Consider the following 22,650-nt stretch of genomic DNA (forward strand, 5'->3'; position numbering starts at 1 on the left):
CCGAGCAGCTGAGGTGCCCTCCATAGGACACCCCGGGCGAACCGCAGCCGGCCTGCACCGTACGGTTGAACGCCCGCCGTCGGCCGCATGAACACATGATGGAGAACTTCCGGATGCCGCATGCCACCACCGCGCCCGTGCCGCGCCCTCGGCCCCGCTGGTGGACCGAGCTCCCGCTCCTGGCCCTGGTGTACGCAGCGTACTCGGGCGGCAGGCTCCTGGTCCGGGGGGACGTGTCCACCGCCGTCGACCACGGGCTGCGCATCCTGCATCTGGAGAAGGCCCTCTTCCTCAATGCCGAGCACCCGCTCAACCGGCTGTTCACCGCGCACCCTTCCATAGGCATACCCGCCGACTTCGCGTACGCCTCCCTGCACTACCTCGTCACCCCGGCCGTCCTGATCTGGATGTTCCGCCGCCACTCGGCCGCCTACCGCCGGGCCAGGACCTGGCTGATGACCTCCACGATGCTCGGCCTCATAGGCTTCACGCTCATGCCGACCTGCCCGCCGCGGCTGCTGGCCGCCGGGCACGGTTTCGTCGACACGATGGCCCAGTACAGCTCGTACGGCTGGTGGGGCACCGAGGCGAGCGCACCGCGCGGCATGGGCGGCATGACGAACCAGTACGCGGCGATGCCGAGCCTGCACGTCGGCTGGGCACTCTGGTGCGGCATCCTCATCTGGCGCCACTGCAAGCACCCCCTCCTGCGGGCCGCCGGCATCGCCTACCCGCTGATCACCGTCATCGTGGTGATGGGCACGGCCAACCACTACTTCCTCGACGCCGTCGCCGGCGCCGCCGTCATGGGTGCCGGAGCGCTGCTCGCCAGGCCCGTGTCGCGCCTCGCCGACCGGGTCAAGGACTCCGTCCTGACCCGCTTCGCACGGGTGTCCCCGGCCATGAAGTCCCCGGATGTCAGTGCCGGATGCAAGACTTCCGCGGGTGAGCGAATCCCCGGCCAGCGGACCACCTCCGCAGATCCCACCGATGCAGCAGCACCGGCCGGCCCACCTGCCCCGGCCGACGTCCCGGCCCCCGCGGGAAGAGGCGCAGGCGGTGACGCTGCGAAGGCGGCTCGCTGAGCTGAGGGGCCCGGCCGTCGCACCCCGTCCGCTGGACGCACGCGCCCTGGCCGCCCTGGCCGCCAACCCCGGCTGCAAGCGGCGCGCCCTGCTCGACGGCGCCGGTGTCGACAAGGGCGCACTCGCCGCCGCACTCGGTTCACCGGCCGCCTTCGGCCAGTCCCAGTTCGCCTTCATGCGGGGCAACGCCTTCGAGGCCAAGGTCAAGGCCGACGGGGGTACGGAGCTGATGCGCCTGCTGCACGAGGGGTTCGGTGAGCCCGGCGAACCGCCCGCGGACGTCCCCGTACCCGATCTCACGGCCGCCGGCCCCGAGGGCCGCGCCGCCCGCACCGCGCTGGCCCTGCGCGAGGCCACCGCGTCCGGCGGCTGGGCGCTGCTCGACCACCCGATGCTGGCCCTGGAGGTGGCGGGCTCCCCCGCCTATCTGGAACCGGACGCGGTGGTCGTCCACCCCGACGGCACCTGGACCGTCGTCGAGATCAAGTCCTTCCCCATGATCGATGGCTCCGCCGACGCGGCGAAGGTCGGCGCGGCCGCCCGCCAGTCCGCCGTGTACGTCCTGGCGCTGGAGCGGGTCGCCGCGGTGACCGACGGCGCGGAGGTCGGCCACCGGGTGCTGCTGGTCTGCCCCAAGGACTTCTCCAACCTGCCGACCGCCTCCGTCGTCGACGTGCGCAAGCAGCGCGCGGTCACCCGCAGGCAGCTGACCCGCCTCACCCGGATCGAGGACATCGCGGCGGCGCTGCCCGAGGGCACCACCTTCGACCCGGAATGCTCCCCCGATGAGCTGGACACCGCGGTCGAGTCCGTCTCCGCGGCGTACGCACCGGAGTGCCTGGCCGCCTGCGAGCTCGCCTTCCACTGCCGGGCCAGGGCCCGGGCCGCCGGTGCGGTCGAGGCGCTCGGCCGGAGCGTGCGGGGCGAGCTCGGCGGACTCACCACGGTCGCGGGGGTACTCGCCGCGGCCGCGGGCAAGGAGGGCGATCCGGCGGACCCGACGGTCGCCGCACTGCTCCGCGCGGCCGCGCTGCGCGCCGAGGCCCTGGAGGGCAGCACCGCATGTCGCTGATCGGCACCCTGGCCCGGCTGGAGGCCGTGGAGAGCGGCCGCGCCCAGCCGATGGCCACCGTCCGCCACCGCCACCTCGGCGACCGGCCGCTCGTGCTGGTTCCGCTCACCACCGCGGGCGAGGCCGGCGCCCCGCTCGGCGCGCTCGTCGGCACGGACCGGGACGCGCCCCGGCTGCTGGTCGTGGCCCAGCCGCGCGACCGGGACCTGCGGTTCGCGTTCCTCGCGGAGCTGGCCGAGACGGTCCTGCCGTACATCGAGTCGTACGCCGACGTCATCGAGGCGGCCGAGCGCAGCGAGACCGACCCCTCGACCGGCAAGAAGGTCAAGGTGGAGACCGAGCTGTGCACAGACGCGGCTCAGCTGATCGTGCCGAGCCGGGCGGGCATCGAGTTCGTCCGGCTGCTCGGCCGCTCCATGCGGTTCCGGCGCACCGCCGAGGACGACCCCGACACCCCGTATCCGGCGCCCGCCCGGGTCCCGCTGCTGGGCCGCTGGCTGACTCACTACGGCGAGCGGGCCCGGGTGCCGGGCTCCTCGCTGCTGCTGGCCGGCACCGATCTCCTCAACCGGCACTGGGCGAGTGGCCAGTCCTCCCTGGAGGACCAGCATCTGGGCGCCCTTCTCGCCTGGATCGACCCGCCGGCGGGCGGGTCCGGGGCAGAGGCCGCGCTCCGCGCCGAGCTGGGCAGGGACGCCGGGGGCCAGTTGCTGTGCCCGCCGGCCGGACCGGCCACCGACCCGGACTTCGACAACCGGCTGCTGGCCCCCGCGATCGAGAAGTACGACCGGGCGCGCACGTCGCTGGCCGCCGCCGAGGACGGTCTGGCAGCCGATGCCCGGCTCGCGGAACTGACCGCGGCCGAGCGGGAGATCCGGGGGCTGCTGGCCGGTGTCCTGCGGCCGACCTGGGACGCGGTGTGGCAGGGCCTGGACCTGCTGCGGGAACTGCCCGCGGGGTCCAGGACCGAGGACCGCTGGACCCGCGACCGCTGGTCGTTCACCGGCCACCGCGACCGGGTGCGGGCCGGTGAGCCGCCGCAGCCGCGCCGGGACGACGCGGTGACGGCGGCCCGCAAGCTGGCCGCGCGGGAGACGGCGCAGGCCCAGCTGGAGGCCCAGGAGGCGCTGGACGATCCGCTGGTGCTGGCCGGCCGGCGGCTGGCCGGCGAGGCGTTCCTCGGCGAGGTGACCGCGGTGGAGATGGCGTACAGCGAGTCCAAGCGGCCCTCCCCGCGCCCGCTGGTCACCGTCCGCACGGCCGAGCAGCCGCACCTGGGCGAGCGTGTGAAGGTCTACCGCTCGCTGGACGGCAAGCCGCAGACCGCCGAGTTCGCGGGGTACGGGGCGCCGGAGGAGAGCGGCGACGGGGGCGTCCCGTCGCTGGTGCTGCGGATCACCGACCGGATGGGCCGGGGCAAGGAGCCCGCCCCGGGATCGGTGCCGGAGCCGGGTGACGTCATCGCCTGGACACTCTTCGAGCACGACCAGCGCGGCGGCCCTCAGCTGCCGGACCCGGAGGAGACGCCGTGGACCCACGGCGGCCCGCCGGGCGGCGCGGGAGCTGCCGAGCGCCCTGACCCCGTGACCACGGAGGACCTGCTGTGACGGCCGTATTCGACCCGGGCGCGGCGGCGGGCCTGGCCACTGCCCGGATCCTGGACGACACTCTGAACGGCACGGCCCGCGGCATCGTGGTGGACTCCCCGCCGGGTGCGGGCAAGTCGACCCTGGTGGTGCGCGCCGCGCTCGAACTCGCGGCGGCCGGGCGCCCGCTGATGGTCGTCGCACAGACGAACGCCCAGGTCGACGACCTGGTGGTACGGCTCGCCGAGAAGGACCCGGGCCTGCCGGTCGGCCGGCTGCACAGCAACGACTCCGATCCGTACGACAAGGTGCTGGACGGCCTGGACAACGTACGGAAGTCGGCGAAGGCGGCGGATCTGGCCGGTCTCGACGTCGTCGTCTCGACGGCTGCGAAGTGGGCCCATGTGAAGAACGTGGAGCCGTGGGGCCACGCGATCGTCGACGAGGCGTACCAGATGCGCTCGGACGCGCTGCTGGCGGTCGCCGGGCTCTTCGAGCGGGCTCTGTTCGTCGGCGATCCGGGCCAGTTGGACCCGTTCTCGATCGTCGGCGCGGACCAGTGGGCGGGGCTGAGCTACGACCCGTCGGCCAGCGCGGTGTCCACGCTGCTCGCGCACAACCCGGAGCTGCCGCAGCACCGGCTGCCGGTCTCCTGGCGGCTGCCGGCCTCGGCGGCTCCGCTGGTGTCGGACGCGTTCTACCCGTACACCCCGTTCCGCAGCGGTACGGACCACGGCGACCGGCTGCTGTCGTTCGGGGTGGCGTCCGACGGCTCGGCGGCGGACCGGGTGCTGGACGAGGCGGCGGAGTCCGGCTGGGGTCTGCTGGAGCTGCCCGCCCGGCACACCCCGCGCACCGACCCGGAGGCGGTGCGGGCCGTGGCCCAGGTGGTACGCCGGCTGCTCGACCGGGGCGGGGCGGCGACCAGCGAGCGCTCCCCGGACCCGGCGCCGGTGACGGCGGACCGGGTCGCGGTCGGCACGGCCCATCGCGACCAGGCGGCCGCGGTACGGGCGGCGCTCGCCGAGCTCGGGGTCACGGGCGTGGCGGTGGACACGGCGAACCGGCTCCAGGGCCGCGAGTTCGATGTGACGGTGGTCCTGCACCCGCTGTCCGGCCGTCCGGACGCCACCGCGTTCCATCTGGAGACGGGCCGGCTGTGCGTGCTGGCCTCCCGCCACCGGCACGCCTGCATCGTGGTGTGCCGCGAGGGGGTCACGGACCTGCTGGACGAGCACCCGTCGACGGAGCCGGTCCAGCTGGGCGTGACCGTGAAGTTCCCGGACGGCTGGGAGGCCATGATGGCCACGTACGACCACCTGTCCAACCATCGGGTGTCGTGGCGGCCTTAGGGGGTGTCTCCGTCGGCGTGCAGGCCTGCGGCCTCGCGTTCGAGGGAGATGTCACGCAGCAGCGCGGTGTCCTGACAGAAGGAACGCTTCCTGGTGATCCTGCCGTTCACGACGTCGACCAGTTCGAGAACGGTCATCCTCCACGGGTTGCCGTGGATGTCGCTGCCGGTGTTCGTCGCCACGACCACCACGCGGGTGGGGCCCTCGGCGGTGAGTTCGTCGATGGTGACGGTCGTGAGGTCCAGGCCGGTCAGCTCGTGCATCCTGCGCCGCGCCGGTCCGATCCGAGCACCCGTGTGGACCCCGCTGTCGGGGTGTCCCCAGTTGAGCTCGACCTCCTGCTCGTCGGTCAGTTCCTCGATCGTCGCGAAGTCCGGGCCGCCGGGTGTTCGGAGAACGGCTCGGTAGAAGCGGCGGACCACCTCTTTGTTCAGGTCGGCCCGGGTCGGGCTGTCGCTCGTCATGGCACTCCCGTTCCGTGGAAGGTGCCCCGGAATCGGTATGGGCCCGGGGCGCTGGAGCCGGTCCGCCCGCTGCGTGTCGTCGGGCTCCGCGTCTCAGGCGGTCGGGCTGCCGAACCAGCGGGTCGCGGCGTGCCGGAATGCTTCGGAGTCGGGGGCGGGGGCGGAGTCGGGGGCGGGAACCGGGCCGGGGGCGTGGGCCTCGGTCCAGGCGACGATGCCGTCGGGCCGGATCAGCAGGGCGCCGAGTCCGAGGTCGTTGCTGACCGGCCCGGCCGCGTAACGGATCCGGCCCTTCCAGCCCGTCACCGCGTCGTGCAGACGGTGGTCGGTGGTGAAGTCGAGCGCGACGCCGTGACCTTCCCTCAGCAGGTCGCCGAGGTGGCTGCCGTCGTCGAAACGGAAGTCAGGGGCGGTCCGGCCCACCAGCGGCTCTTCGCTGCCCAGGTCGTAACGGTGGGACAGCCCGGCGGTGTTCCGGAAGACGTGCGTGGTTCCGTCCCGGGTGCCGAGCAGATCACGGACCATGTGCCGCAGGGCCGGGGCGTGGGGACCTGGATTCATCGTGGCCACCTGGGCACGCGACCAGTCGAGGATCGCCGCGCCGACGGGATGGCGTTCGGCGGTGTACGTGTCGAGCAGGCCGTCGGGCGCGTCGCCGCGGACGGTGGCCGAGAGTTTCCAGCCGAGGTTCATGACGTCGCCGATGCCGAGGTTGAGTCCCTGGCCCCCGAGCGGTGAATGGATGTGGGCCGCGTCACCGGCCAGCAGAACGCGGCCCTTCCGGTATGTCGTGGCCTGCATCGCGCGGTCGGTGAAACTGGACGCGAGATGGACCTCGGTCAGTGTCGCGTCGGTGCCGGAGACGCGGCGCAGGACCTCCTGAAGACGGTCGCGGGTCAGCGGCTGCGAGCGGTCGAAGGCACCCCCGTCGAAGTCCATCATTCCCAGGTGCCCTTCGAAGGGCGTACGCAGGTACATGCCGGTCGGCGTCAGGTTGAAGCCCAGGTCCAGCTTCCGGGAATCGGCGAAGGTGACGCGGGCGACGTAGCCGGTGAACAGCGGCTCGGTCCCGACGAAGTCGAAGCCCGCCGCCGCACGCACCGTGCTGCGTCCGCCGTCACATCCCACCAGCCAGCGCGCCCGGTGGTCGCGGCCGCCCGCTCGTGCGACGACGGTGTCGCGGTCCTGCGTCACAGCCTGGACGGGCACGCCCCGCACAACCTGTACGCCGAGCCCGGCCGCCCGCTCGGCCAGCACCGACTCGACGGCTTCGAGGCTCGTCATGAAGCCCTCCATCGCCGGGCCCGGCAGACGGGACGGGAGGGCGGCGGCATCGATGGCGGCCGGGTCGAGCCGTATGCCGGCGAAATGGCTCACGTCACGAGGAGCCGGAGCCTCCTGCGCGCCGGGGTCCGCACCGACCGCGCGGGCATCGGCACCCGAGGCCTTCATCAGCGCTTCCAGCATCCCGCGGCGGTGGAACGCCTCGGCCGATCCGGCGTTCAGCCCCCGCAACCCCAGCGGGAGCGCCTTCAACGCCGAGTCCGGCTCCGGGTCCCGCTCCAGCACCAGGACCGAGCAGTCCGCCAGCGCGAGCTCACCGGCGAGGAACAACCCAACCGGTCCGGCACCCACGATCATCACGTCAAACATGTTGAACCTTTCTCGGAGCAGGGTGCCGGGCGAGACCCGGGCACCCCTTCTGGAGCGACGCTCCAATACTGGAACGGTACTCCATGATGGATCGGCGCTCCATGATGGATCGATGCTCCAACATGACAGAATGGACGGATGGCCACACGGACACGTCAATCACCGCGGCGCAGGCAGGCGCTCACCCTGGAGCAGATCGTCCGGACCTCCGTCGAACTGCTGGACGCGGCGGGAGAGGGCGCCCTGACGGTCCGGGCACTGACCGAGCGCCTGGCCACCGGACCCGGCGCGGTCTACTGGCACATCGGCACCATGGACGACCTCCTGGACGCCGCGACCGAGAAGGTCGTCGTCGCCGCCCTGGCCGCGACGCCCGATGTAGCCGAAGACGGCAGGACCGGCGGGCCGGCGGGCTCACCCCAGGACGGGATCCGCAACATCGCGCTCGGGCTGTTCGACGCGGTCACCGAGCACCCCTGGCTCGCCGGCCAGCTCGCCACCCAGCTCATCCGCAAGTCCCGGGGACCGGTCACGCTGAGGATCTTCGAGAGCATCGGCCGGCAGGTCCGTGCGCTGGGTGTACCGCGAGGCGAATGGTTCGCCACGACTTCGACGCTGGCCCACTACATCCTCGGCGCCACCACCCAGAGCCGCCTGGACACCGACGACGACGCCCCCGGCTCGGAAACGGACCGCACCGAGTTCCTCGACGCCGCATCCCGGGCATGGCTGGACCTGGACCCCGAGGACTACCCGTTCGTCCGGGCCATCGCCGACCAGATGCGCGAACACGACGACCGCGAACAGTTCCTCACCGGTATCAACCTGGTGCTCACGGGCATCACCACCCTCCACCCGCCCACCACGTAGACCCGCCCCGGCCACCGGTCCTCGCGGGTGGCCGCGGGTCTCGCGGGCGGCCACGGGCCCCCGCTGGTGGCCGCTGGGCGCGCACGCCGCAGCCCGGCCGGCCCGCGGGCTGCGGCACCAGGCCGTGCGGGAGGACGGCCTGCGGGCGCGAAGACCCCTCAGCGCTGACCGGTGGGGCGCGGCGCGGCGGACGGCAGAGGCGGGGTCAGAACGGGTTCCAGCAGCTCGGCGAGCCGGCGGCGCCGCGGCGCGTCGAGTCGGCCCGTCGCCGGAGCCAGGGCGTCCCTGACCTCCTGGTACACCCGCTCGCCGAGCTCACGGCCCGCGTCGGTGATGACGACATCGACGACCCGCTTGTCGTCCGGGTTGGCGGCGCGCGTCAGGAGACCACGCCGCTCGGCGCGGTCGATCAGGCCGGACAGCGTCGACTTGTCCAGCCCGAGAAAGGCCGCCAGCTCGCTCATGCGGGGGCGCCTGTCCCTGACGATGCCGAGGACCCGCAACTGCGTGAGGGACAGGTCCTGCTCGGCGCCGATACGGGTGAGCACGCCCATGACCTGGAACGCGCTGCGCACGAGTCCGTCGACCAGGGCGTCCGCGGAGTCGTCGGTGGTCATGCACACCACCCTACTTGACATTGTTTGCATTACCAACAACCCTGGATTTGCTTGGTAATACAAACGAATCCGAGTGGGAGCCCCTCATGCATGCTGCGGTCATCACCTCGTTCGACGCCCCGCCGGCCTACGGCGAGCACCCCGATCCCGTCGCCACCGGCGAGCACGACATGGTGGTGGAGGTCCTCGCCGCGGGCCTGCACCACCTCACCCGGGCCAAGGCGAACGGCACGCACTACTCCAGCTCCGGCACCTTCCCGCTCGTGCCCGGCGTCGACGGAGTCGTGCGCGACGGCTCGGGACGCCTTCGCTACGCGGCCATGGACGACACGGATCTCGGCACGTTCGCGGAGCGCACCGTGATCGACGCCCGCCGCAGCGTGCTGCTGCCGGACAACATCGACCCGGTCCGCATCGCCGCCGCGATGAATCCGGGCATGGCCTCCTGGGTGGCGATGCGCCGGCGCATCGACTTCCGCGAAGGCGGGCGCGTGCTCGTCCTCGGCGCCACCGGCAGCGCCGGAAGCATGGCGATCCAGATCGCGAAGCGGTTCGGCGCCGCGCAGGTCGTCGCCGCAGGCCGTGACACCACCCGCTTCAAGGAACTGGAGGCCCTCGGCGCGGACCGGACCATCACCTTCGACGAGGCCCGGGTCGCGGCCGACGTCGACGTCGTCCTCGACTTCGTGTGGGGCGAGCCCGCCGCCGGCGCCATGCTCCCGATGCTCACCGCCCGCGCCGATCGCTCCGCCCCGCTGACCTGGATCCAGATCGGATCCATGGCCGGCCCGACCGCCCCCGTCCCCTCCTCGGCGCTGCGTGCGGCGCGGCTGCAGATCCTGGGCAGCGGCATCGGCTCGGTCTCGCCCCGCGACTTCATCGCGGAGCTGCCGGAACTGGCCGAGGCGGTCACCGAGGGCGCCCTGGACATCCGGGCCAGGGCCGTACCGCTGGCCGACATCGCACAGGTATGGAACGAGCGCACCAACGAGCGCCTCGTCTTCGTCCCGTAGCCCCACCTCCCCGGCCCGCCCGCCCGCCCCGCTTCGCGCGAGGGCAGGCGGGCGGGCAGGCGCGAGGGCAGGCGGGCGGGCCGCAAGCCTCCACTCCCGAAACGCCCCGCAGCAGCGGCGGAACACCGGGCGCGCCGGGGACGTTGACGGCGGGGGCGCATGGGGGCGAACACGACTTCCGCGATACGCCCCGAGCGCCCTTGCGGCGGGCTGGACAATGGAGGGTGGCCGTCGGGCCCACCGGAGGAGGAAGAACCACATGGCACAACCCGAGCGGAACGAGCAGCAGCGGCTGCGCCCCGCACCCCTGCTCTTCGAGCCGTCGGCGGCGGTCGCGGATCCTGAGCACTTCTTCGACCTGGAGTCGATGGACGATCCGAAGGAGCTGCTGAGCCGCGCCACCGAGCTGACGCTGGCCTTCCGCGCCGCGACGGACCGGGCGGTCGAGTTCCAGGCGATCGCGGCGGCGCAGTTGGCGGATCCCCGCCGGTTCGACCGGCTGACGACCGCGGACATCGCTCAGCGGGCGGAGTGGACCGAGGACTACGCGACGAAGATGGTCGAGTTCGGCCGCACCCTGCTGAACGACCCGAGGCCCTGAAGCCCGAACGGGCCGAGCCCCCGCCGCTCGAACAAGCCGCGGGGGCCCCGGGAGCCGAGGGGGCCCACCACCCCGACAGGCCGAGGGCCTGAAGCCCGAACGACCCGAGGGCCCGCCGCCCGAACGGGCCGAGCACCCGCCGTCGCGGCGCGGCCTACGCGGCCGACCCTGCGGTGACTCCGGGTACAACCGTTGGCATATGCCAGGTGCGCAAGATACTCCCCACTACCCCAACCTGTCCCGATTTCCGGCAACTCTCGGAATCCGGGTGATCACTCCGGGTAGACCTGTGCACATGACCGCATGGCTGCCAGACGAAACGACCCTGCACCACGGCGACGGGCCCCGCCACCACGCCGGTGAAGACGCCGACATCTTCGCCGTTCTGCGCGAGCAGGCCGGAAACCAGACGGCTCAGGTGACCGCGGCCGGCGCCGCCTGGCTGGCCGGAGCCGCGGCGTATCCGCGCAGCACCCTGGCCCAGTGGGAGTCGCACCCCTCCGCGCCCGGGGTCCTGCCGTGCGGTTCCGCCTTCGACGTGGTGAACGTGCCGACGCTGTTCGGGCGCCGGATGCTGGAGCACCTGTGGGCCGACGGTCCGGGCTCCGGCCCGGTCGCCACGCACCGCGGCCGGATGCTGCTCTTCGCCTCCCCCGGCACCGCCCAGCGACTGCCGTCGTTGCTGGACTGGGAGGAGTGGGGATCCGGACCGGGTACCCGGTCCGGGCGGGACCTGGCGGGTCCGGACGAGAGCGGCCCGAAGGTGCCCCCGCTGCTCTGCCACGGCGCCGGGGACGCGGTGACGGTCCCGCCCCTGACCTGCGGGACGGCCTCCGCCGGGCCCCGTTGGCTGGTCGCCCCCGACACGCGTGATCCCTGGCTCCCGGGGCCTGACGTCCTGCTCTGGGCCTGCGTCCGGGTGGCGCGGTCGGCGCCCGCTCCGGCGCCCCGGATTTCGATTTTTCCTCCCCCGGATCAGGGTGCTAATGTCTACGACGTCAGCAGGCGCCGCTAGCTCAGTTGGTTAGAGCAGCTGACTCTTAATCAGCGGGTCCGGGGTTCGAGTCCCTGGCGGCGCACAGACGGAAGAAGCCCCCTCGCGAGAGCGAGGGGGCTTCTTCGTTGTCGTCCGCCGCTTCAGGTTCCCGTGGTGATCCGGACCGTCCAAGCGCCCGACGGTGTCCGGTCGGCGACCTCGACCGTGGTGTGCCCGCCGGGGACGGAATACGTCTCGCCCACCTTCAGCGGGGCGTCCGCGAGCGGCGGGTAGACCGACCGGTCCCAGCAGGCGTCGGTGTCGGGGTGGGTGTCGAGGACGTCGACGGGCCCGCCGCCCGACGGCGTCCGGTTGCGGATCCGGTAGAGCAGCACACCTTCGGTGCACGTCGCACTGTCGTTGCCGGTGGCGCTGCGGGCCTCGATGCCCACGGCGCTGCCCTCGCCGGTCCTGATCACGGCGAGCCGGGTCCCGAGGGACTCACCGGTCACGGGTACGGCCGCCATCGGCTCCAGGGTGACGACACGGCTGCTCTGGATGCAGGTGACCTGCCGGTCGTCGAGCCAGCCCAGCTTCCACTTGTGCCAGCCGAAGAGGTCCGGGGCGAGGCCGAACTGGCTCCCCATGACGTCCCAGTCCCCGACGTAGGTGTCCCAGTCCCCCTTGCCGTCCGAGGGCCGGTGGTAGAGATCGGGCAGGTCGAAGACGTGTCCGGTCTCGTGGGCGAGGACGTTGTGGTCGGGCGGGTGCTGTTCGAAGACGGTGACCACACGCCTGATGTCCGTACCGTCGGCGTGCAGCGGCCGGTCGAAGTTGACGACCTTGGTGGCGTCGGAGTCGACGCCCGGGGCGTCCGGGTCGGCGACGAGGTAGACGATGTCGTACGCCGAGAAGTCGACCTCGGGGTCGGCCGCGTCGATCGCGTCGCGCAGGTAGGCGCTGCGCCGGTCGTCGTCCCAGTCGCGCTGTATCCCGTACCAGACCGAGGGCTTGGGCATCCGGATCCAGTGCTGCAAGGGGTGCGGGCGCAGGTTGAACTTCCCGTACGAGGCGCGCCTGAAGAAGTCGGTGGTGGCGGGGAAGTGGTCGGCTGCGAGTTCGGCGGGAGTGGTGGCGGGCCGGGCGTCGGGGAACGAGAGGAAGACCATGACCGCGTCGAGTGTGTGGTCGGGGCGTGGATAGGCGCCGTTCCACTCGTCCAGACCGAGCGAGTGGTGGGCCTCGGTCCGGGGCAGCGCGCAGGGGGTCGCCTCCCCCGTGGCGGCCGCGGCGGGGCCTGCGACGAGAGAGGTGGCGGCGAGCGCCAGGAGGGAGATCAGCCCGGCGGCCACCGCGCGCGGACTCGGTCTCTCCATCCCTCCGGGCCCTTGCTGACGCGGCACATCTACCTCCGGTACGGGGTGCGGGCTCCAGGACCCTCCTGACCACCTTCTGGCGTTTCGGGAAGTACGTCCTGTTGAGCTGCCCCAGTCGGGTCAGCGGCCGAACCCTGCGCATCCTTCACACTCAGTCACAATCGATCACCGATGCAACGGGAGGGAACGAAGCCGCACAGAAACAATCAGTCGCAGGCAAACTGGATCACCCCGCGAATGGCTCAAGTGCAGCGGACGCGGGGCCCGTAACGGTCGGGGCGCTGGAACGGCCGAGGTGCCAGCCTCTATGCTTCACCTCGCTTTCCTGCGCGGTTTCCGCCTCTGACGACGGCGCTCCACGCGGCGGGCCAGTCCGACCACAGGTGTCCGGGACAGAACTGCACGGCGGGAGCGAACGGTGAGCGGAACCTCCGAAGGGCCCAGGCCCGCGGCGGGCACAGCACTCTCTTCCCCACCGCCATCCGTCACGGAACGTGACGAGGCGTGGCCGTCCACCGGGGCCCCCTCCGAGCCGCACGACTACCGGGCCGCGTTCCGGGCCGCCACGCTCCCGATGGCCGTCGTCGACCACGAAGGCCTGATCGTCACCGCCAACGAGGCGCTGGCCGCACTGACGGGTGTCGGGGCGGCGGCGCTGACCGCGCAGTCCGCATCGGATCTGGTCGACCTCGCCGCGGACGGCCGCACCTGGCACGCGTACCGCGAGGTGCTGCACGGCCGGCGCTCCCGCTTCCGCTGCACGCGGCGGCTCAAGCACCGCGACGGGCGCTCGCTGTGGGCGGAGATCACCGTCGTGCCGATGGCCGCCGCGCCGGGGCAGGGGGACGGAGCCGCACCCGGCCAGGTCCTGCTCTCCGTCGCCGACGTCAGCGACCGGCGCGAGCTCCAGAAGCGGCTGCGGCACCTCCAGATGCACGACCCGGTGACCCGGCTGCCCAACCGGACGCTGTTCTTCGAGCGGCTCTCGGCGGTCCTGGAGACGGCGCCGTACCAGGACGACAGCGTGCCCGGACGGCGCCGGATCGGGCTCTGCTACCTCGATCTGGACGGCTTCAAGGCCGTCAACGACACCCTGGGACACCGGATCGGGGACCGGCTGCTGGCCGCCGTGGCCGCCCGGCTCACGGACTGTGCCGAGCAGGAGGGCCCGCACTCCACCGGCGCCCACCTGGTGGCGCGTCTGGGCGGGGACGAGTTCGCGATCCTGGTCGAGGAGTCCACCGGTACGCAGCAGTTGACCGAACTCGCCCGCACGGTGCTCGCCGCGTTGCAGCAGCCCTTCGACCTGGCAGGTCAGCGGCTTTCGGTCTCGGCGTCGATCGGCGTGGTGGAACGCCCCGTCGCGGGTACCTCGGCCACGGGCCTGATGCAGGCGGCGGACACGACCCTGTACTGGGCGAAGGCGGACGGCAAGGCCCGCTGGACCCTCTTCGACCCCGAACGCAACGCCCACCGGATGACTCGTCAGGCCCTGTCGTCCAATCTCCGCCCGGCGGTCGAGCGCGGTGAGTTCACCATCGAGTACCAGCCACTGGTCTGCTTGGCCGACGGTGTCGTACGGGGTGTGGAGGCGCTGGTGCGCTGGAACCACCCGCAGTTCGGCCTGCTCTCGCCGAATCGGTTCGTCGCGATCGCCGAGGAGGACGGCTCGATCGTGCAGCTCGGCCGGTGGGTGCTGCGGGCGGCCTGCCGGCAGGCCAGGCAGTGGCAGCTCGACCACCCGGACGAGCCGCCGCTGTTCATCAGCGTCAATGTCGCCGTCCGGCAGGTCTGGGACTCCGACCTGGTCACCGATGTCGCGGAGATCCTCGCGGAGACCGGTCTGGACCCGGCGCTGCTGCAACTGGAGCTGACCGAGTCCGCGGTGATGGGGTCGGCGGGCCGGCCGTTGCAGGCCCTGCAGTCACTCAGCGACATGGGGGTCCGGATCGCCATCGACGACTTCGGTACCGGCTATTCCAACCTCGCCTATCTGAGCCGCCTGCCGGTCTCCGTACTGAAGCTGGACGGCGCCTTCGTCCGCGGTTTCCGGTACGAGGACGGCACGCATCCCAGCCCCGCCGACGAGACCATCGTCGAGGCCATGGTCCAGCTGGCCCACCGGCTGGGCCTGACCGTCACCGCGGAGTGCGTGGAGACGGCCGGGCAGGCGGAGCGGCTGCGCCGGATCGGCTGCGACACCGGGCAGGGCTGGCTCTACTCCCGCGCGGTCGCCCCGGAACGCATCACGGAACTGCTCGGCGCCCGGGCCCTGAAGGCCTGAGCGGGCGGCCGGCCGCCGCCGCTGGGGGGGCGGCGCCCCCGCCCGGCCGCGGCTCCACACAGCTGCGCACGAAGTCCTGGACCGCGTCCGGAACAACCGGTGTACGCGGCCACGCCACTCGTCTTCTTCCTTCGCCGGGCCGCGGCAGTGACGGCCCGGTACGCCGAAGCCGGTCCGGCCCCTCGCGCAGGGGCCGGACCGGCTTCCGCGACGTGACGACGGAGGTCAGGCCCCCGGCAGGCCGTACGCGTCCGCGATGAGGCCGTAGCTGCGCAGGCGCACCTCGCCGCCGTGGGCGTTGGCGGTGATCATCAGTTCGTCGGCGCCGGTGCGCTTGGCCAGGTCGTCGAGGCCGGTGCGGACCTCGTCCGCGGTGCCGTGGACGATGTTGACGAGCCAGCTGTCGACGAACTCCCGCTCCATCGGGCTGAAGGCGTACGCCTCGGCCTCCTCGGGCGTCGGGACCAGGCCGGGGCGGCCGGAGCGCAGGCGGAGCATCGACAGGGCACCGGTCAGGACCTGGCGGCGGGCCTCGCGCTCGTCGTCGGCGGCCAGGGCGGCGACGCCGATCAGGGCGTACGGGGCGTCCAGCACCGCGGACGGCTTGAAGGACTCCCGGTACAGCTCCAGGGCCGGAATCGTGTTCTGGGCCGAGAAGTGGTGGGCGAACGCGAAGGGCAGGCCGAGCATGCCGGCCAGCCGGGCGCTGAAACCGGAGGAACCGAGCAGCCACAGCGGCGGGCGGGCCGGGGACTGGACGCCGCCTTCGGAGGTGGCCTGGACGGGTCCGGGGACGGCGTGGATGCGGGCGTACGGGTGGCCGTCGGGGAAGTCGTCGTCCAGGAAGCGGGTGAGCTCCATGAGCTGCTGCGGGAAGTCGTCGGCACCCTCGTTCAGCCGCTCGGTGCGGCGCAGGGCTGCGGCGGTGGCACCGTCCGTGCCGGGGGCTCGGCCGAGGCCGAGATCGACGCGGCCGGGGGCCATGGCCTCCAGGGTGCCGAACTGTTCGGCGATGACGAGCGGGGCGTGGTTGGGCAGCATGACGCCGCCGGAGCCGAGCCGGATGCGCTCGGTATGGGCTGCGGTGTGAGCCAGGATCACGGCAGGCGACGAGGAGGCGACGCCGGGCATGGAGTGGTGCTCGGCGACCCAGTAGCGGTGGAAGCCGCGGCGCTCGGCGAGCTGTGCGATCTCGACACCGGTACGCAGGGCCTGGGTCGCGGTGCGGCCCTGGCCCACGGTCACGAGATCAAGGACGGAGAGGGGCACGGGTGCCGTCCCCTCCGCCTTGCCACGGATCTCGTCGCCTCGAATCTCGTCCACGTCCTGGCCTCTCCGGTGGTGCTCAGCTGTCCTTCGGTCCGCAGCACACCAACAGGAGGTTGACTCCGCTTATTCCCTGGCGGGACCTCCGTCACGACCGGTTGCCGTGCGCGTACGACCGTCCGCTCCCCCACTCCACCGGGGCCGGCGGCGATTCGCGGGCCTCGAAGAGGGTGCCGAGCCGGGGCGACCAGGCGGGGCGGTCGGCCAGCCGCAGGGCCTCGCGGGCGGCCACCTGGTTCGCGGTGAGGACGGGCTTGCCGAGGAACTCCTCCAGTTCGGTGAGGTGGGCGACCGTGTGCAGGGCCGTGTCCGGCAGCAGGACCGCGTCCGCCTCGGGGCGGTCCGCCGCGACGGCCAGCTCCTTCACCCGGTCGAACTCCCAGGCAGCGGCCTCGGCGGCGCCGGCCACGCCCGCCGCGTGGGTGGCGACCACCTCCATGCCCGCGGCCCGGAGGAACGCGGTGAACTGCGCGGCGATGCCCTCGGGGTAGGTCGCGGCGACCGCGACCCGGTTGGCACCCAGCTTCCGTACGGCGTGGATGAAGCCGATGGACGTGCTGGAGGCGGGGACGCCCGCCGCCCTCGCCACGGCCATGACCTGGTCGTGGGCGCCCTGCGGGCCGTACAGGAAACTGCCGGCGTCGCAGGCCCAGACGACGGACTGGACCCCGGAGCGCTGGAGCTCCCCGACACCGGCGGCGAGCCGGCCCGGGGCGCCCAGCTCGCGCAGGGCGTCCTCGCGGTAGGCGTCGTCGGGGCTCTCCGTGTGCCGGACGACGAGTCTGATGGTGCTGTCGAGCAGGATCTCCATGCGCGGGTAGTCGTCTTCCGCGAAGTGGCCCGGGTAGAGGAATCCGACGGTCGTCATGTCACCCTTCCTGTCCGGTGCGGCGAACCGGCCGCCACGGAGCGGGCGACCGCACTGGCCGTTTTCCCCGCCCTTGTTCCAGTATTCCCCCATCCGCCCGGTCACCGCTCCGGCCTGTTGACGGGGTGGGGTGCGGCTGCGAGCGTGGTGCGTCCGCGGCCTCAGCCGACCCCAGCCGACGCGGAGGAACCCGCCCCCATGCCGGAGCCCGTCCTGCTCGTCCTGGACGCCGATCCGCCGCCCCGCCTCGGCGCGCTGACCGGGCGGGTGCAGGTGCGGCACACCGACGGGGCCGGCCTGGCGGAGGCACTCCCCGGGGCGGACGTCCTGCTGGTGTGGGACTTCACCTCGGACGCGGTACGAGCCGCCTGGCCCGGCGGCGGGCCGCGCCCCGCCTGGGTGCACACGGCGAGCGCGGGCGTGGACCGGCTGCTCTGTCCGGAGCTGGTGGCAGGCGACACCGTGGTGACCAATGCGCGGGGCGTCTTCGAGCAGCCGGTGGCCGAGTACGTGGCGGGCCTCGTGCTCGCGTTCGCCAAGGACCTCCCCGGCACCCTGGAGCTCCGGGGGCGCCGGCGGTGGCGCCCCCGCGAGACCGCCCGGGTCGCCGGGTCGCGTGCGGTGGTCGTCGGCGCCGGTCCGGTCGGGCGCGAGATCACCCGGCTGCTGATGGCGCTCGGCGTCGAGGTGGCCCTGGTGGGACGCACGGCCCGGCGCACGATCCACGGGGCCGGCGATCTGGACCGGCTGGCCGCCCGCGCCGACTGGGTGATCTGCGCGGCACCGCTGACCCCGCAGACGTACGGCATGTTCGACAGCCGCTTCTTCGGGCTGATGCAGCCGTCGGCCCGGTTCGTCAACGTGGGCCAGGGCCCGATGGTGGTCGAGGACGATCTCGTCGGTGCGTTGCGCAAGCGGTGGATCGCGGGGGCGGCGCTCGACGTCTTCGAGCGTGAGCCGCTCGGCCCGGACAGTCCGCTGTGGGACGTGCCCGGCCTGATCGTGTCACCGCACATGAGCGGTGCCGCGGCGGGCTGGCGGGACCGGCTGGGCGAGCAGTTCGTCGCGATGTACGAACGGTGGGCGGCAGGGGAGCCGTTGCCGAACGTGGTGGACAAGCGGCTCGGCTACATCCCCGGCACGGACAAGGAGGGATGAACCCAACCCGGGCCATTCACACCCCACTTCACCACCCCATGAAGGACATCTGCGGATAACGACCCGTCATCCACCGCACCGCGCAACGACATACGCCCCGCACACGGTCCGTCGCACTCCGCCCATGTCCGGACACGGGAAGGTCACCCTCCGGCCACCGTTCGGTTACATGCGCCCTCCTCCTGCATAGACGTACGGGATCGGGCAGGCGTCAACCCTGTCCGGACTGTTCGACCCCTCCAGGAGACTGCGAACCATGGCTGACTTCCCGAACCTGTCCCGCCGGGGCTTTCTCAACCGATCGGCAGCCGTGGGCGGTCTGCTCGTCGTCCCCGGCCTGCTCGCCGCGTGCAGCAAGACCGGCGCCGACTCCGCCGACGGCGAGGGGGCGCTCGACAAGCTCCGCAAGCAGGGATTCGTGCGGGTCGCGTACGCCGACGAGGCCCCGTACGGCTACATGGAGGGCAAGGTCCTCAAGGGTGAGGCGCCCACCCTGCACCGGGAGATCTTCAAGGCGCTCGGCGTGGACGAACTGCGCCCGACCCTCGCCGAGTGGGACGGGCTGATCCCCGGCCTGCAGGCCGCCAAGTACGACGTGGTCAGCGCCGGTATGGCGATCACGCCCGAGCGTTGCGCCAACGCCCTCTTCTCGGAACCCGAGTTCATCTCGCCGACCGCGCTGATGGTGAAGAAGGGCAACCCGAAGAAGGTCACCGACCTCGCCTCCGCGAAGGCCGCCGGGATCACCGTCGGCGTGATGGCGGGCGCGGTCGAGGGCTCGTACGCCGAGGGTGCGGGGATATCCAAGGACAGGATCAAGTCGCTGCAGAAGCCGCAGGACGGCGCGGACGCGGTCAAGGGCGGCCGGGTCGACGCGTTCCTGCTCACCGGCATCTCGCTGCGCTGGCTGGCGAAGACCAACCCGGAGACCGAGGTCACCGAGGCCTTCCTGCCGGAGCTCGACGGCGTGAAGCAGTACAGCCCCGGTGGCGCCGTCTTCCGCAAGGGCAACGAGGAGCTGCGGGACGCCTTCAACCGCGAGCTGAAGAAGATCGTCTCCGACAAGTCGCGCTACGTGGAGCTGCTGCGGGACTACGGCTTCGGGGCCACCGAGCTCCCGCCGGCCACGCTGAAGACGGCCGATCTGTGCAAGGGCTGACAGGGACGGGACCCACCGCATGAGTGATTTCTTCTCGGCCTTCGCCGACGACCTGCCACAGCTGCGCTCGGGCCTGTGGGTGACCCTGGAGGCCACCGTCCTTGGCGCGCTCCTGGCGCTGTTCCTTTCGTTCGTCCTCGGCCTGATGTCGATCAGCCGGCTGCTGGTCTCGCGGGGCGTCTCACGCGTGGTCGTGGAGTTCTTCCGCGGCACCTCGCTGTATGTCCAGCTGTTCTGGCTCTACTACGCGATGCCCCCGCTGACGGGGTACGAGCTGTCGCCGCTGCTCTGCGGTGTCGTCGCCTTCGGCCTCAACTACGGGGCCTACGGCGCCGAGGTGGTGCGCGGTGCCATCAACTCCGTACCGCGGGCCCAGTACGAGGCGGCGGTCGCGCTGAACATGACGCCACTGCACCGGATGCGCAAGGTGATCCTCCCGCAGGCGTGGGTGCAGATGATCCCGTCCTTCACCAACCTCTTCATCCAGTTGCTGAAGTGCACGCCCCTGCTGTGGCTGATCTCGGCGGCCGACCTCATGACCGCGATCGAGAAGCTGCGCAGCCGTACGGGTGAGACCCTCACCGCGTATCTGACCCTGCTGGCCTGCTACTTCGTGCTGGCCTACGCGCTGACCCTGCTGATGAACCTGCTGGAGCGGTCCGCCAAACGGCGGCTCGGCCTGGCGACCGGCGGGGGAAGTCTGCTGAAGTCCCGCAGCGCGGTGACGGCCCCGGCCGCGGGAGGTGCCCGGTGAACGAAGGCTTCGACTGGAACGCGGCCGGGGAGGCCCTGCCCCTGGTTCTCCAGGGGTTCAAGGTCACCCTGCTCGCCACACTGCTGGGAACGCTCGTCGCCGCGGTGCTCGGGCTGGCGATCGCGGTCGCCGGAAGGGCCCCGAGCCGGTTCGTGACCGTGCCGGTGAAGGTGGTGATGGAGTTCGTCCGCTCCACCCCGCTGCTGGTCCAGCTGGTCGGCGCGGCCGCGCTGTTCACTTCGGTGGAGCCGCTGACCATCGGCATCGTGGTGCTGGGCATCCACTACGCCACGTACACCTCGGAGGTGTACCGCGCCGGGATCGACGGTGTGCCGAAGGGCCAGTGGGAGGCCTGCCGGGCGCTGTCGATGACACCCCGGCGGACCTGGCAGGCCGTGATCCTGCCGCAGGCGGTGCGCAACGTGCTGCCCGCACTCGGGAACTACGCGATCTCGATGTTCAAGGAGACCCCCTTCCTCGCCGTGATCACGGTGCAGGAGATGGTCTTCGAAGCCCGTAAGTACGGGGGTGACCACTTCGCGTACACCGAGGTGTTCACACTCGCCGGACTGGTCTTCCTGGTCGCGAGCTACCCCACGTCACTCCTGATGAGGAAGCTGGAGAAGCGCCTTGGCCACTGAACCTCTCCCCCTGCAGAAGACCGCGGCCACGGCCCCCGAGGACGTCGTCGCGGTCCCCGCCCCCCGGAGCACCGCGCATCCGCTGGTCCGGTTCGACAAGGTCGTCAAGCGGTACGGCGACCATGTCGTCCTCGACCAGCTGGACTTCACGGTCGAGCGCGGCGAGCACGTCACGCTGATCGGGCCCAGCGGCTCGGGCAAGACCACCATCCTGCGACTGCTGATGACGCTGGAGAAGGTCAGCGACGGCGTGATCCGGATCAACGGTGATCCACTGACCCACATGCAGGCGGCCGACGGCACGCTCAGGCCGGCGTCCGAGAAGCATCTGCGCGAGGCGCGGAAGAAGATCGGGATGGTCTTCCAGCAGTTCAACCTCTTCCCGAACATGAAGGTGCTGCAGAACATCACCGAGGCGCCCGTCAACGTCCTGGGCATGGACCGCGACAAGGCGGAGACCCGGGCCCGGGAGCTGCTCGACCTCGTCGGGCTGTCAGCGAAGGTCGACGCGCATCCGTCCCAGCTCTCCGGTGGCCAGCAGCAGCGCGTCGCGATCGCGCGGGCGCTGGCGATGGAGCCGGAGATCCTGCTGCTGGACGAGGTGACGTCCGCGCTGGACCCGGAGCTGGTGGCGGGGGTGCTGGACCTGCTGTGCGACATCGCCAGGAACACCGACATCACCATGCTGTGCGTGACCCACGAGATGAGTTTCGCCCGGGACGTCTCGGAGAAGGTACTGATGTTCGACGCGGGACGGGTCGTGGAGGCGGGTTCGCCGGAAAAAATCTTCTCCGATCCCGAACACGAACGTACTCGCGAATTCCTCAACGCGGTGCTGTGACCTCGCCATCCGTCGATCGTAATTGACTCTGGCATATGCCAGACGGGTGCGCCCCAGCTGACGGGGCCGGGGCGCACCAACGAGTAGTCAACAGCCGCCCCTCAACGGCCTCTTGGCGGCTATCGTGAGGGCAGAGCTTGCGGTCACAACCTGGTAGGGGGAAACCGTGGCGTTGAAGCCCGAACCGACCGCGCCGTTCCATTCGGTGCAGTACGCCCTTCGTGTTCTCGAAACGGTCTCCAAGCACGGAAACGGTGTGACGGACACCCAGATCGCCCGGGAGACGGGACTGCCCGTCGGGCATCTCACCTCCCTGCTGCTGACGCTGCGCCGCGAGGGGTACGTCGAGCAGATCACCGACGGCGCTTACGTCACCGGCGCCTCACTGCTGCTTCTCGGCTCCGGCGCGGCCCGTCGACAGGCCCTGGAGGCCAAGCTCCAGCAGACCCTGGCCCAGTTGCGGGACTCGGTGGGCGCCGCGGTCTACATCAGCCGGTACGTGGACGGCGAGATCCGGGTCACGCAGTACGCCGACGGCCCGCGGACGCCCGCGGTCAACGAGTGGGTGGACTTCCGGTCGGCGGCGCACGCCTCGGCGATCGGCAAGTGCCTGCTGACCCAGCTCGACCAGAACGGGCGGCGCGACCACATCTCCCGGCACAAGATCGCCCGGCTGACGTCGCGGACGATCACGAGCGAGAAGGTCCTCTTCTCCAAGCTGGACAGCCAGCCGGCGACGGTGCCGATGCTCGACCTCCAGGAGTACGCGGTCGGCACGGTGTGCGCCGCGGTGCCACTGACGGCGGGTGCGTCGGCGGGATGCCTGGCGCTGTCCCTGCCGGTCGAGCACGCACACCGCCTGCGCGCGGCGGCGGACGCGCTGAACCGGCGGGCCGCGCCGGTGCTGCTGTCACTGGCCCTGTAGTCACCACCGCCCCGGAGCCCCGCCCGCCG

General features: G+C 71.9%; 21 protein-coding genes and 1 tRNA gene. 16 read left to right on the forward strand and 6 right to left on the reverse strand.

From position 1 onward, the window contains the following. Positions 1 to 113 precede the first annotated feature (113 nt). The 4 genes from ABT025_RS05110 to ABT025_RS05125 are packed head-to-tail and all read left to right on the forward strand — an operon-like array spanning position 114 to position 5,095. Positions 114 to 1,085, forward strand: a complete 972-nt coding sequence (locus ABT025_RS05110; RefSeq protein ID WP_350990200.1) for a phosphatase PAP2 family protein — start codon at positions 114 to 116, stop codon at positions 1,083 to 1,085. Then, complete coding sequence (locus tag ABT025_RS05115) at positions 991 to 2,157, forward strand: hypothetical protein (RefSeq protein WP_350989996.1); 1,167 nt, start codon at positions 991 to 993, stop codon at positions 2,155 to 2,157. The genes ABT025_RS05110 and ABT025_RS05115 overlap by 95 nt, the downstream gene beginning before the upstream one ends. Further along, the gene (locus ABT025_RS05120; RefSeq protein WP_350989998.1) at positions 2,148 to 3,764 is read left to right on the forward strand and encodes a hypothetical protein; all 1,617 of its coding nucleotides are present in this window, start codon (positions 2,148 to 2,150) and stop codon (positions 3,762 to 3,764) included. The genes ABT025_RS05115 and ABT025_RS05120 overlap by 10 nt, the downstream gene beginning before the upstream one ends. Further along, positions 3,761 to 5,095, forward strand: coding sequence for an AAA domain-containing protein (locus ABT025_RS05125; RefSeq protein ID WP_350990000.1), 1,335 nt, complete (start codon positions 3,761 to 3,763; stop codon positions 5,093 to 5,095). The genes ABT025_RS05120 and ABT025_RS05125 overlap by 4 nt, the downstream gene beginning before the upstream one ends. Here the strand turns inward: ABT025_RS05125 and ABT025_RS05130 are convergent. Both ABT025_RS05130 and ABT025_RS05135 read right to left on the reverse strand, forming a co-directional pair. Beyond that, complete coding sequence (locus ABT025_RS05130) at positions 5,092 to 5,559, reverse strand: nuclear transport factor 2 family protein (protein ID WP_350990005.1); 468 nt, start codon at positions 5,557 to 5,559, stop codon at positions 5,092 to 5,094. The two genes, ABT025_RS05125 and ABT025_RS05130, sit on opposite strands and share 4 nt — an antisense overlap. A 93-nt stretch (positions 5,560 to 5,652) precedes the next feature. Continuing rightward, positions 5,653 to 7,212, reverse strand: coding sequence for an FAD-dependent oxidoreductase (locus ABT025_RS05135; RefSeq protein ID WP_350990007.1), 1,560 nt, complete (start codon positions 7,210 to 7,212; stop codon positions 5,653 to 5,655). 138 nt (positions 7,213 to 7,350) lie between these two features. On the opposite strand from ABT025_RS05135, the gene ABT025_RS05140 reads away from it, so the two are divergent. Then, positions 7,351 to 8,082, forward strand: coding sequence for a TetR/AcrR family transcriptional regulator (locus ABT025_RS05140; RefSeq protein ID WP_350990009.1), 732 nt, complete (start codon positions 7,351 to 7,353; stop codon positions 8,080 to 8,082). A gap of 158 nt (positions 8,083 to 8,240) precedes the next feature. Here the strand turns inward: ABT025_RS05140 and ABT025_RS05145 are convergent, their stop codons facing one another. Beyond that, positions 8,241 to 8,699 (reverse strand): MarR family winged helix-turn-helix transcriptional regulator, encoded by a 459-nt coding sequence (locus ABT025_RS05145; RefSeq protein WP_350990011.1) that lies wholly within the window; start codon positions 8,697 to 8,699, stop codon positions 8,241 to 8,243. An 86-nt stretch (positions 8,700 to 8,785) separates the two neighbouring features. On the opposite strand from ABT025_RS05145, the gene ABT025_RS05150 reads away from it, so the two are divergent. The 4 genes from ABT025_RS05150 (at position 8,786) to ABT025_RS05165 (ending at position 11,392) form a co-directional block, all read left to right on the forward strand. Beyond that, positions 8,786 to 9,712, forward strand: coding sequence for a quinone oxidoreductase family protein (locus ABT025_RS05150; RefSeq protein ID WP_350990013.1), 927 nt, complete (start codon positions 8,786 to 8,788; stop codon positions 9,710 to 9,712). A gap of 259 nt (positions 9,713 to 9,971) precedes the next feature. Beyond that, positions 9,972 to 10,313, forward strand: coding sequence for a DUF8844 domain-containing protein (locus ABT025_RS05155; RefSeq protein WP_350990015.1), 342 nt, complete (start codon positions 9,972 to 9,974; stop codon positions 10,311 to 10,313). A gap of 295 nt (positions 10,314 to 10,608) precedes the next feature. Beyond that, positions 10,609 to 11,328: a bifunctional DNA primase/polymerase gene (locus ABT025_RS05160; protein WP_350990017.1), complete on the forward strand. Its 720-nt coding sequence runs from the start codon at positions 10,609 to 10,611 to the stop codon at positions 11,326 to 11,328. Beyond that, a tRNA-Lys gene (locus ABT025_RS05165) sits at positions 11,319 to 11,392 on the forward strand. Before ABT025_RS05160 ends, ABT025_RS05165 begins: the two co-directional genes overlap by 10 nt. Before the next feature lie 58 nt (positions 11,393 to 11,450). Here ABT025_RS05165 and ABT025_RS05170 read toward each other — a convergent pair. Beyond that, entirely contained in the window at positions 11,451 to 12,665 is a 1,215-nt protein-coding gene (locus tag ABT025_RS05170) for a M6 family metalloprotease domain-containing protein (protein ID WP_350990019.1), read from the reverse strand. Between the two features lie 418 nt (positions 12,666 to 13,083). On the opposite strand from ABT025_RS05170, the gene ABT025_RS05175 reads away from it, so the two are divergent. Then, positions 13,084 to 14,949 (forward strand): putative bifunctional diguanylate cyclase/phosphodiesterase, encoded by a 1,866-nt coding sequence (locus tag ABT025_RS05175; protein ID WP_350990021.1) that lies wholly within the window; start codon positions 13,084 to 13,086, stop codon positions 14,947 to 14,949. A gap of 225 nt (positions 14,950 to 15,174) precedes the next feature. On the opposite strand, the gene ABT025_RS05180 is transcribed toward ABT025_RS05175, so the two are convergent. Further along, positions 15,175 to 16,272, reverse strand: a complete 1,098-nt coding sequence (locus tag ABT025_RS05180; protein ID WP_350990023.1) for an LLM class flavin-dependent oxidoreductase — start codon at positions 16,270 to 16,272, stop codon at positions 15,175 to 15,177. Between the two features lie 91 nt (positions 16,273 to 16,363). Further along, positions 16,364 to 17,143, reverse strand: a complete 780-nt coding sequence (locus ABT025_RS05185; protein ID WP_350990025.1) for a maleate cis-trans isomerase family protein — start codon at positions 17,141 to 17,143, stop codon at positions 16,364 to 16,366. A 198-nt stretch (positions 17,144 to 17,341) separates the two neighbouring features. On the opposite strand from ABT025_RS05185, the gene ABT025_RS05190 reads away from it, so the two are divergent. The 6 genes from ABT025_RS05190 (at position 17,342) to ABT025_RS05215 (ending at position 22,621) form a co-directional block, all read left to right on the forward strand. Beyond that, positions 17,342 to 18,301 (forward strand): D-2-hydroxyacid dehydrogenase, encoded by a 960-nt coding sequence (locus tag ABT025_RS05190; protein WP_350990027.1) that lies wholly within the window; start codon positions 17,342 to 17,344, stop codon positions 18,299 to 18,301. Positions 18,302 to 18,557: 256 nt separating this feature from the next. Then, complete coding sequence (ehuB, locus tag ABT025_RS05195; RefSeq protein ID WP_350990029.1) at positions 18,558 to 19,460, forward strand: ectoine/hydroxyectoine ABC transporter substrate-binding protein EhuB; 903 nt, start codon at positions 18,558 to 18,560, stop codon at positions 19,458 to 19,460. A gap of 19 nt (positions 19,461 to 19,479) precedes the next feature. Then, a complete protein-coding gene (gene ehuC, locus ABT025_RS05200) occupies positions 19,480 to 20,214 on the forward strand; it encodes an ectoine/hydroxyectoine ABC transporter permease subunit EhuC (protein WP_350990031.1) in 735 nt (244 codons plus the stop codon). Continuing rightward, positions 20,211 to 20,855 (forward strand): ectoine/hydroxyectoine ABC transporter permease subunit EhuD, encoded by a 645-nt coding sequence (ehuD, locus tag ABT025_RS05205; RefSeq protein WP_350990032.1) that lies wholly within the window; start codon positions 20,211 to 20,213, stop codon positions 20,853 to 20,855. Before ehuC ends, ehuD begins: the two co-directional genes overlap by 4 nt. Beyond that, positions 20,845 to 21,696, forward strand: coding sequence for an ectoine/hydroxyectoine ABC transporter ATP-binding protein EhuA (gene ehuA, locus ABT025_RS05210; protein WP_350990033.1), 852 nt, complete (start codon positions 20,845 to 20,847; stop codon positions 21,694 to 21,696). Before ehuD ends, ehuA begins: the two co-directional genes overlap by 11 nt. A gap of 166 nt (positions 21,697 to 21,862) precedes the next feature. Continuing rightward, a complete protein-coding gene (locus ABT025_RS05215; RefSeq protein ID WP_350990034.1) occupies positions 21,863 to 22,621 on the forward strand; it encodes an IclR family transcriptional regulator in 759 nt (252 codons plus the stop codon). The last annotated feature ends 29 nt before the right edge of the window (positions 22,622 to 22,650 follow it).

Source organism: Streptomyces sp. NPDC002809 (genome assembly GCF_040295435.1).
GTDB lineage: Bacteria > Actinomycetota > Actinomycetes > Streptomycetales > Streptomycetaceae > Streptomyces.

What these genes read in the sequence shown, in the direction of transcription:
- ABT025_RS05110 (WP_350990200.1), top strand. Translation starts at nt 114, where the DNA reads ATGCCGCATGCCACCACCGCGCCCGTGCCGCGCCCTCGGCCCCGCTGG.
- ABT025_RS05115 (WP_350989996.1), top strand. Translation starts at nt 991, where the DNA reads ATGCAGCAGCACCGGCCGGCCCACCTGCCCCGGCCGACGTCCCGGCCC.
- ABT025_RS05120 (WP_350989998.1), top strand. Translation starts at nt 2,148, where the DNA reads ATGTCGCTGATCGGCACCCTGGCCCGGCTGGAGGCCGTGGAGAGCGGC.
- ABT025_RS05130 (WP_350990005.1), bottom strand. Translation starts at nt 5,559, where the DNA reads ATGACGAGCGACAGCCCGACCCGGGCCGACCTGAACAAAGAGGTGGTC.
- ABT025_RS05135 (WP_350990007.1), bottom strand. Translation starts at nt 7,212, where the DNA reads ATGTTTGACGTGATGATCGTGGGTGCCGGACCGGTTGGGTTGTTCCTC.
- ABT025_RS05140 (WP_350990009.1), top strand. Translation starts at nt 7,351, where the DNA reads ATGGCCACACGGACACGTCAATCACCGCGGCGCAGGCAGGCGCTCACC.
- ABT025_RS05145 (WP_350990011.1), bottom strand. Translation starts at nt 8,699, where the DNA reads ATGACCACCGACGACTCCGCGGACGCCCTGGTCGACGGACTCGTGCGC.
- ABT025_RS05150 (WP_350990013.1), top strand. Translation starts at nt 8,786, where the DNA reads ATGCATGCTGCGGTCATCACCTCGTTCGACGCCCCGCCGGCCTACGGC.
- ABT025_RS05155 (WP_350990015.1), top strand. Translation starts at nt 9,972, where the DNA reads ATGGCACAACCCGAGCGGAACGAGCAGCAGCGGCTGCGCCCCGCACCC.
- ABT025_RS05160 (WP_350990017.1), top strand. Translation starts at nt 10,609, where the DNA reads ATGACCGCATGGCTGCCAGACGAAACGACCCTGCACCACGGCGACGGG.
- ABT025_RS05170 (WP_350990019.1), bottom strand. Translation starts at nt 12,665, where the DNA reads ATGGAGAGACCGAGTCCGCGCGCGGTGGCCGCCGGGCTGATCTCCCTC.
- ABT025_RS05185 (WP_350990025.1), bottom strand. Translation starts at nt 17,143, where the DNA reads ATGACGACCGTCGGATTCCTCTACCCGGGCCACTTCGCGGAAGACGAC.
- ABT025_RS05190 (WP_350990027.1), top strand. Translation starts at nt 17,342, where the DNA reads ATGCCGGAGCCCGTCCTGCTCGTCCTGGACGCCGATCCGCCGCCCCGC.
- ehuB (WP_350990029.1), top strand. Translation starts at nt 18,558, where the DNA reads ATGGCTGACTTCCCGAACCTGTCCCGCCGGGGCTTTCTCAACCGATCG.
- ehuC (WP_350990031.1), top strand. Translation starts at nt 19,480, where the DNA reads ATGAGTGATTTCTTCTCGGCCTTCGCCGACGACCTGCCACAGCTGCGC.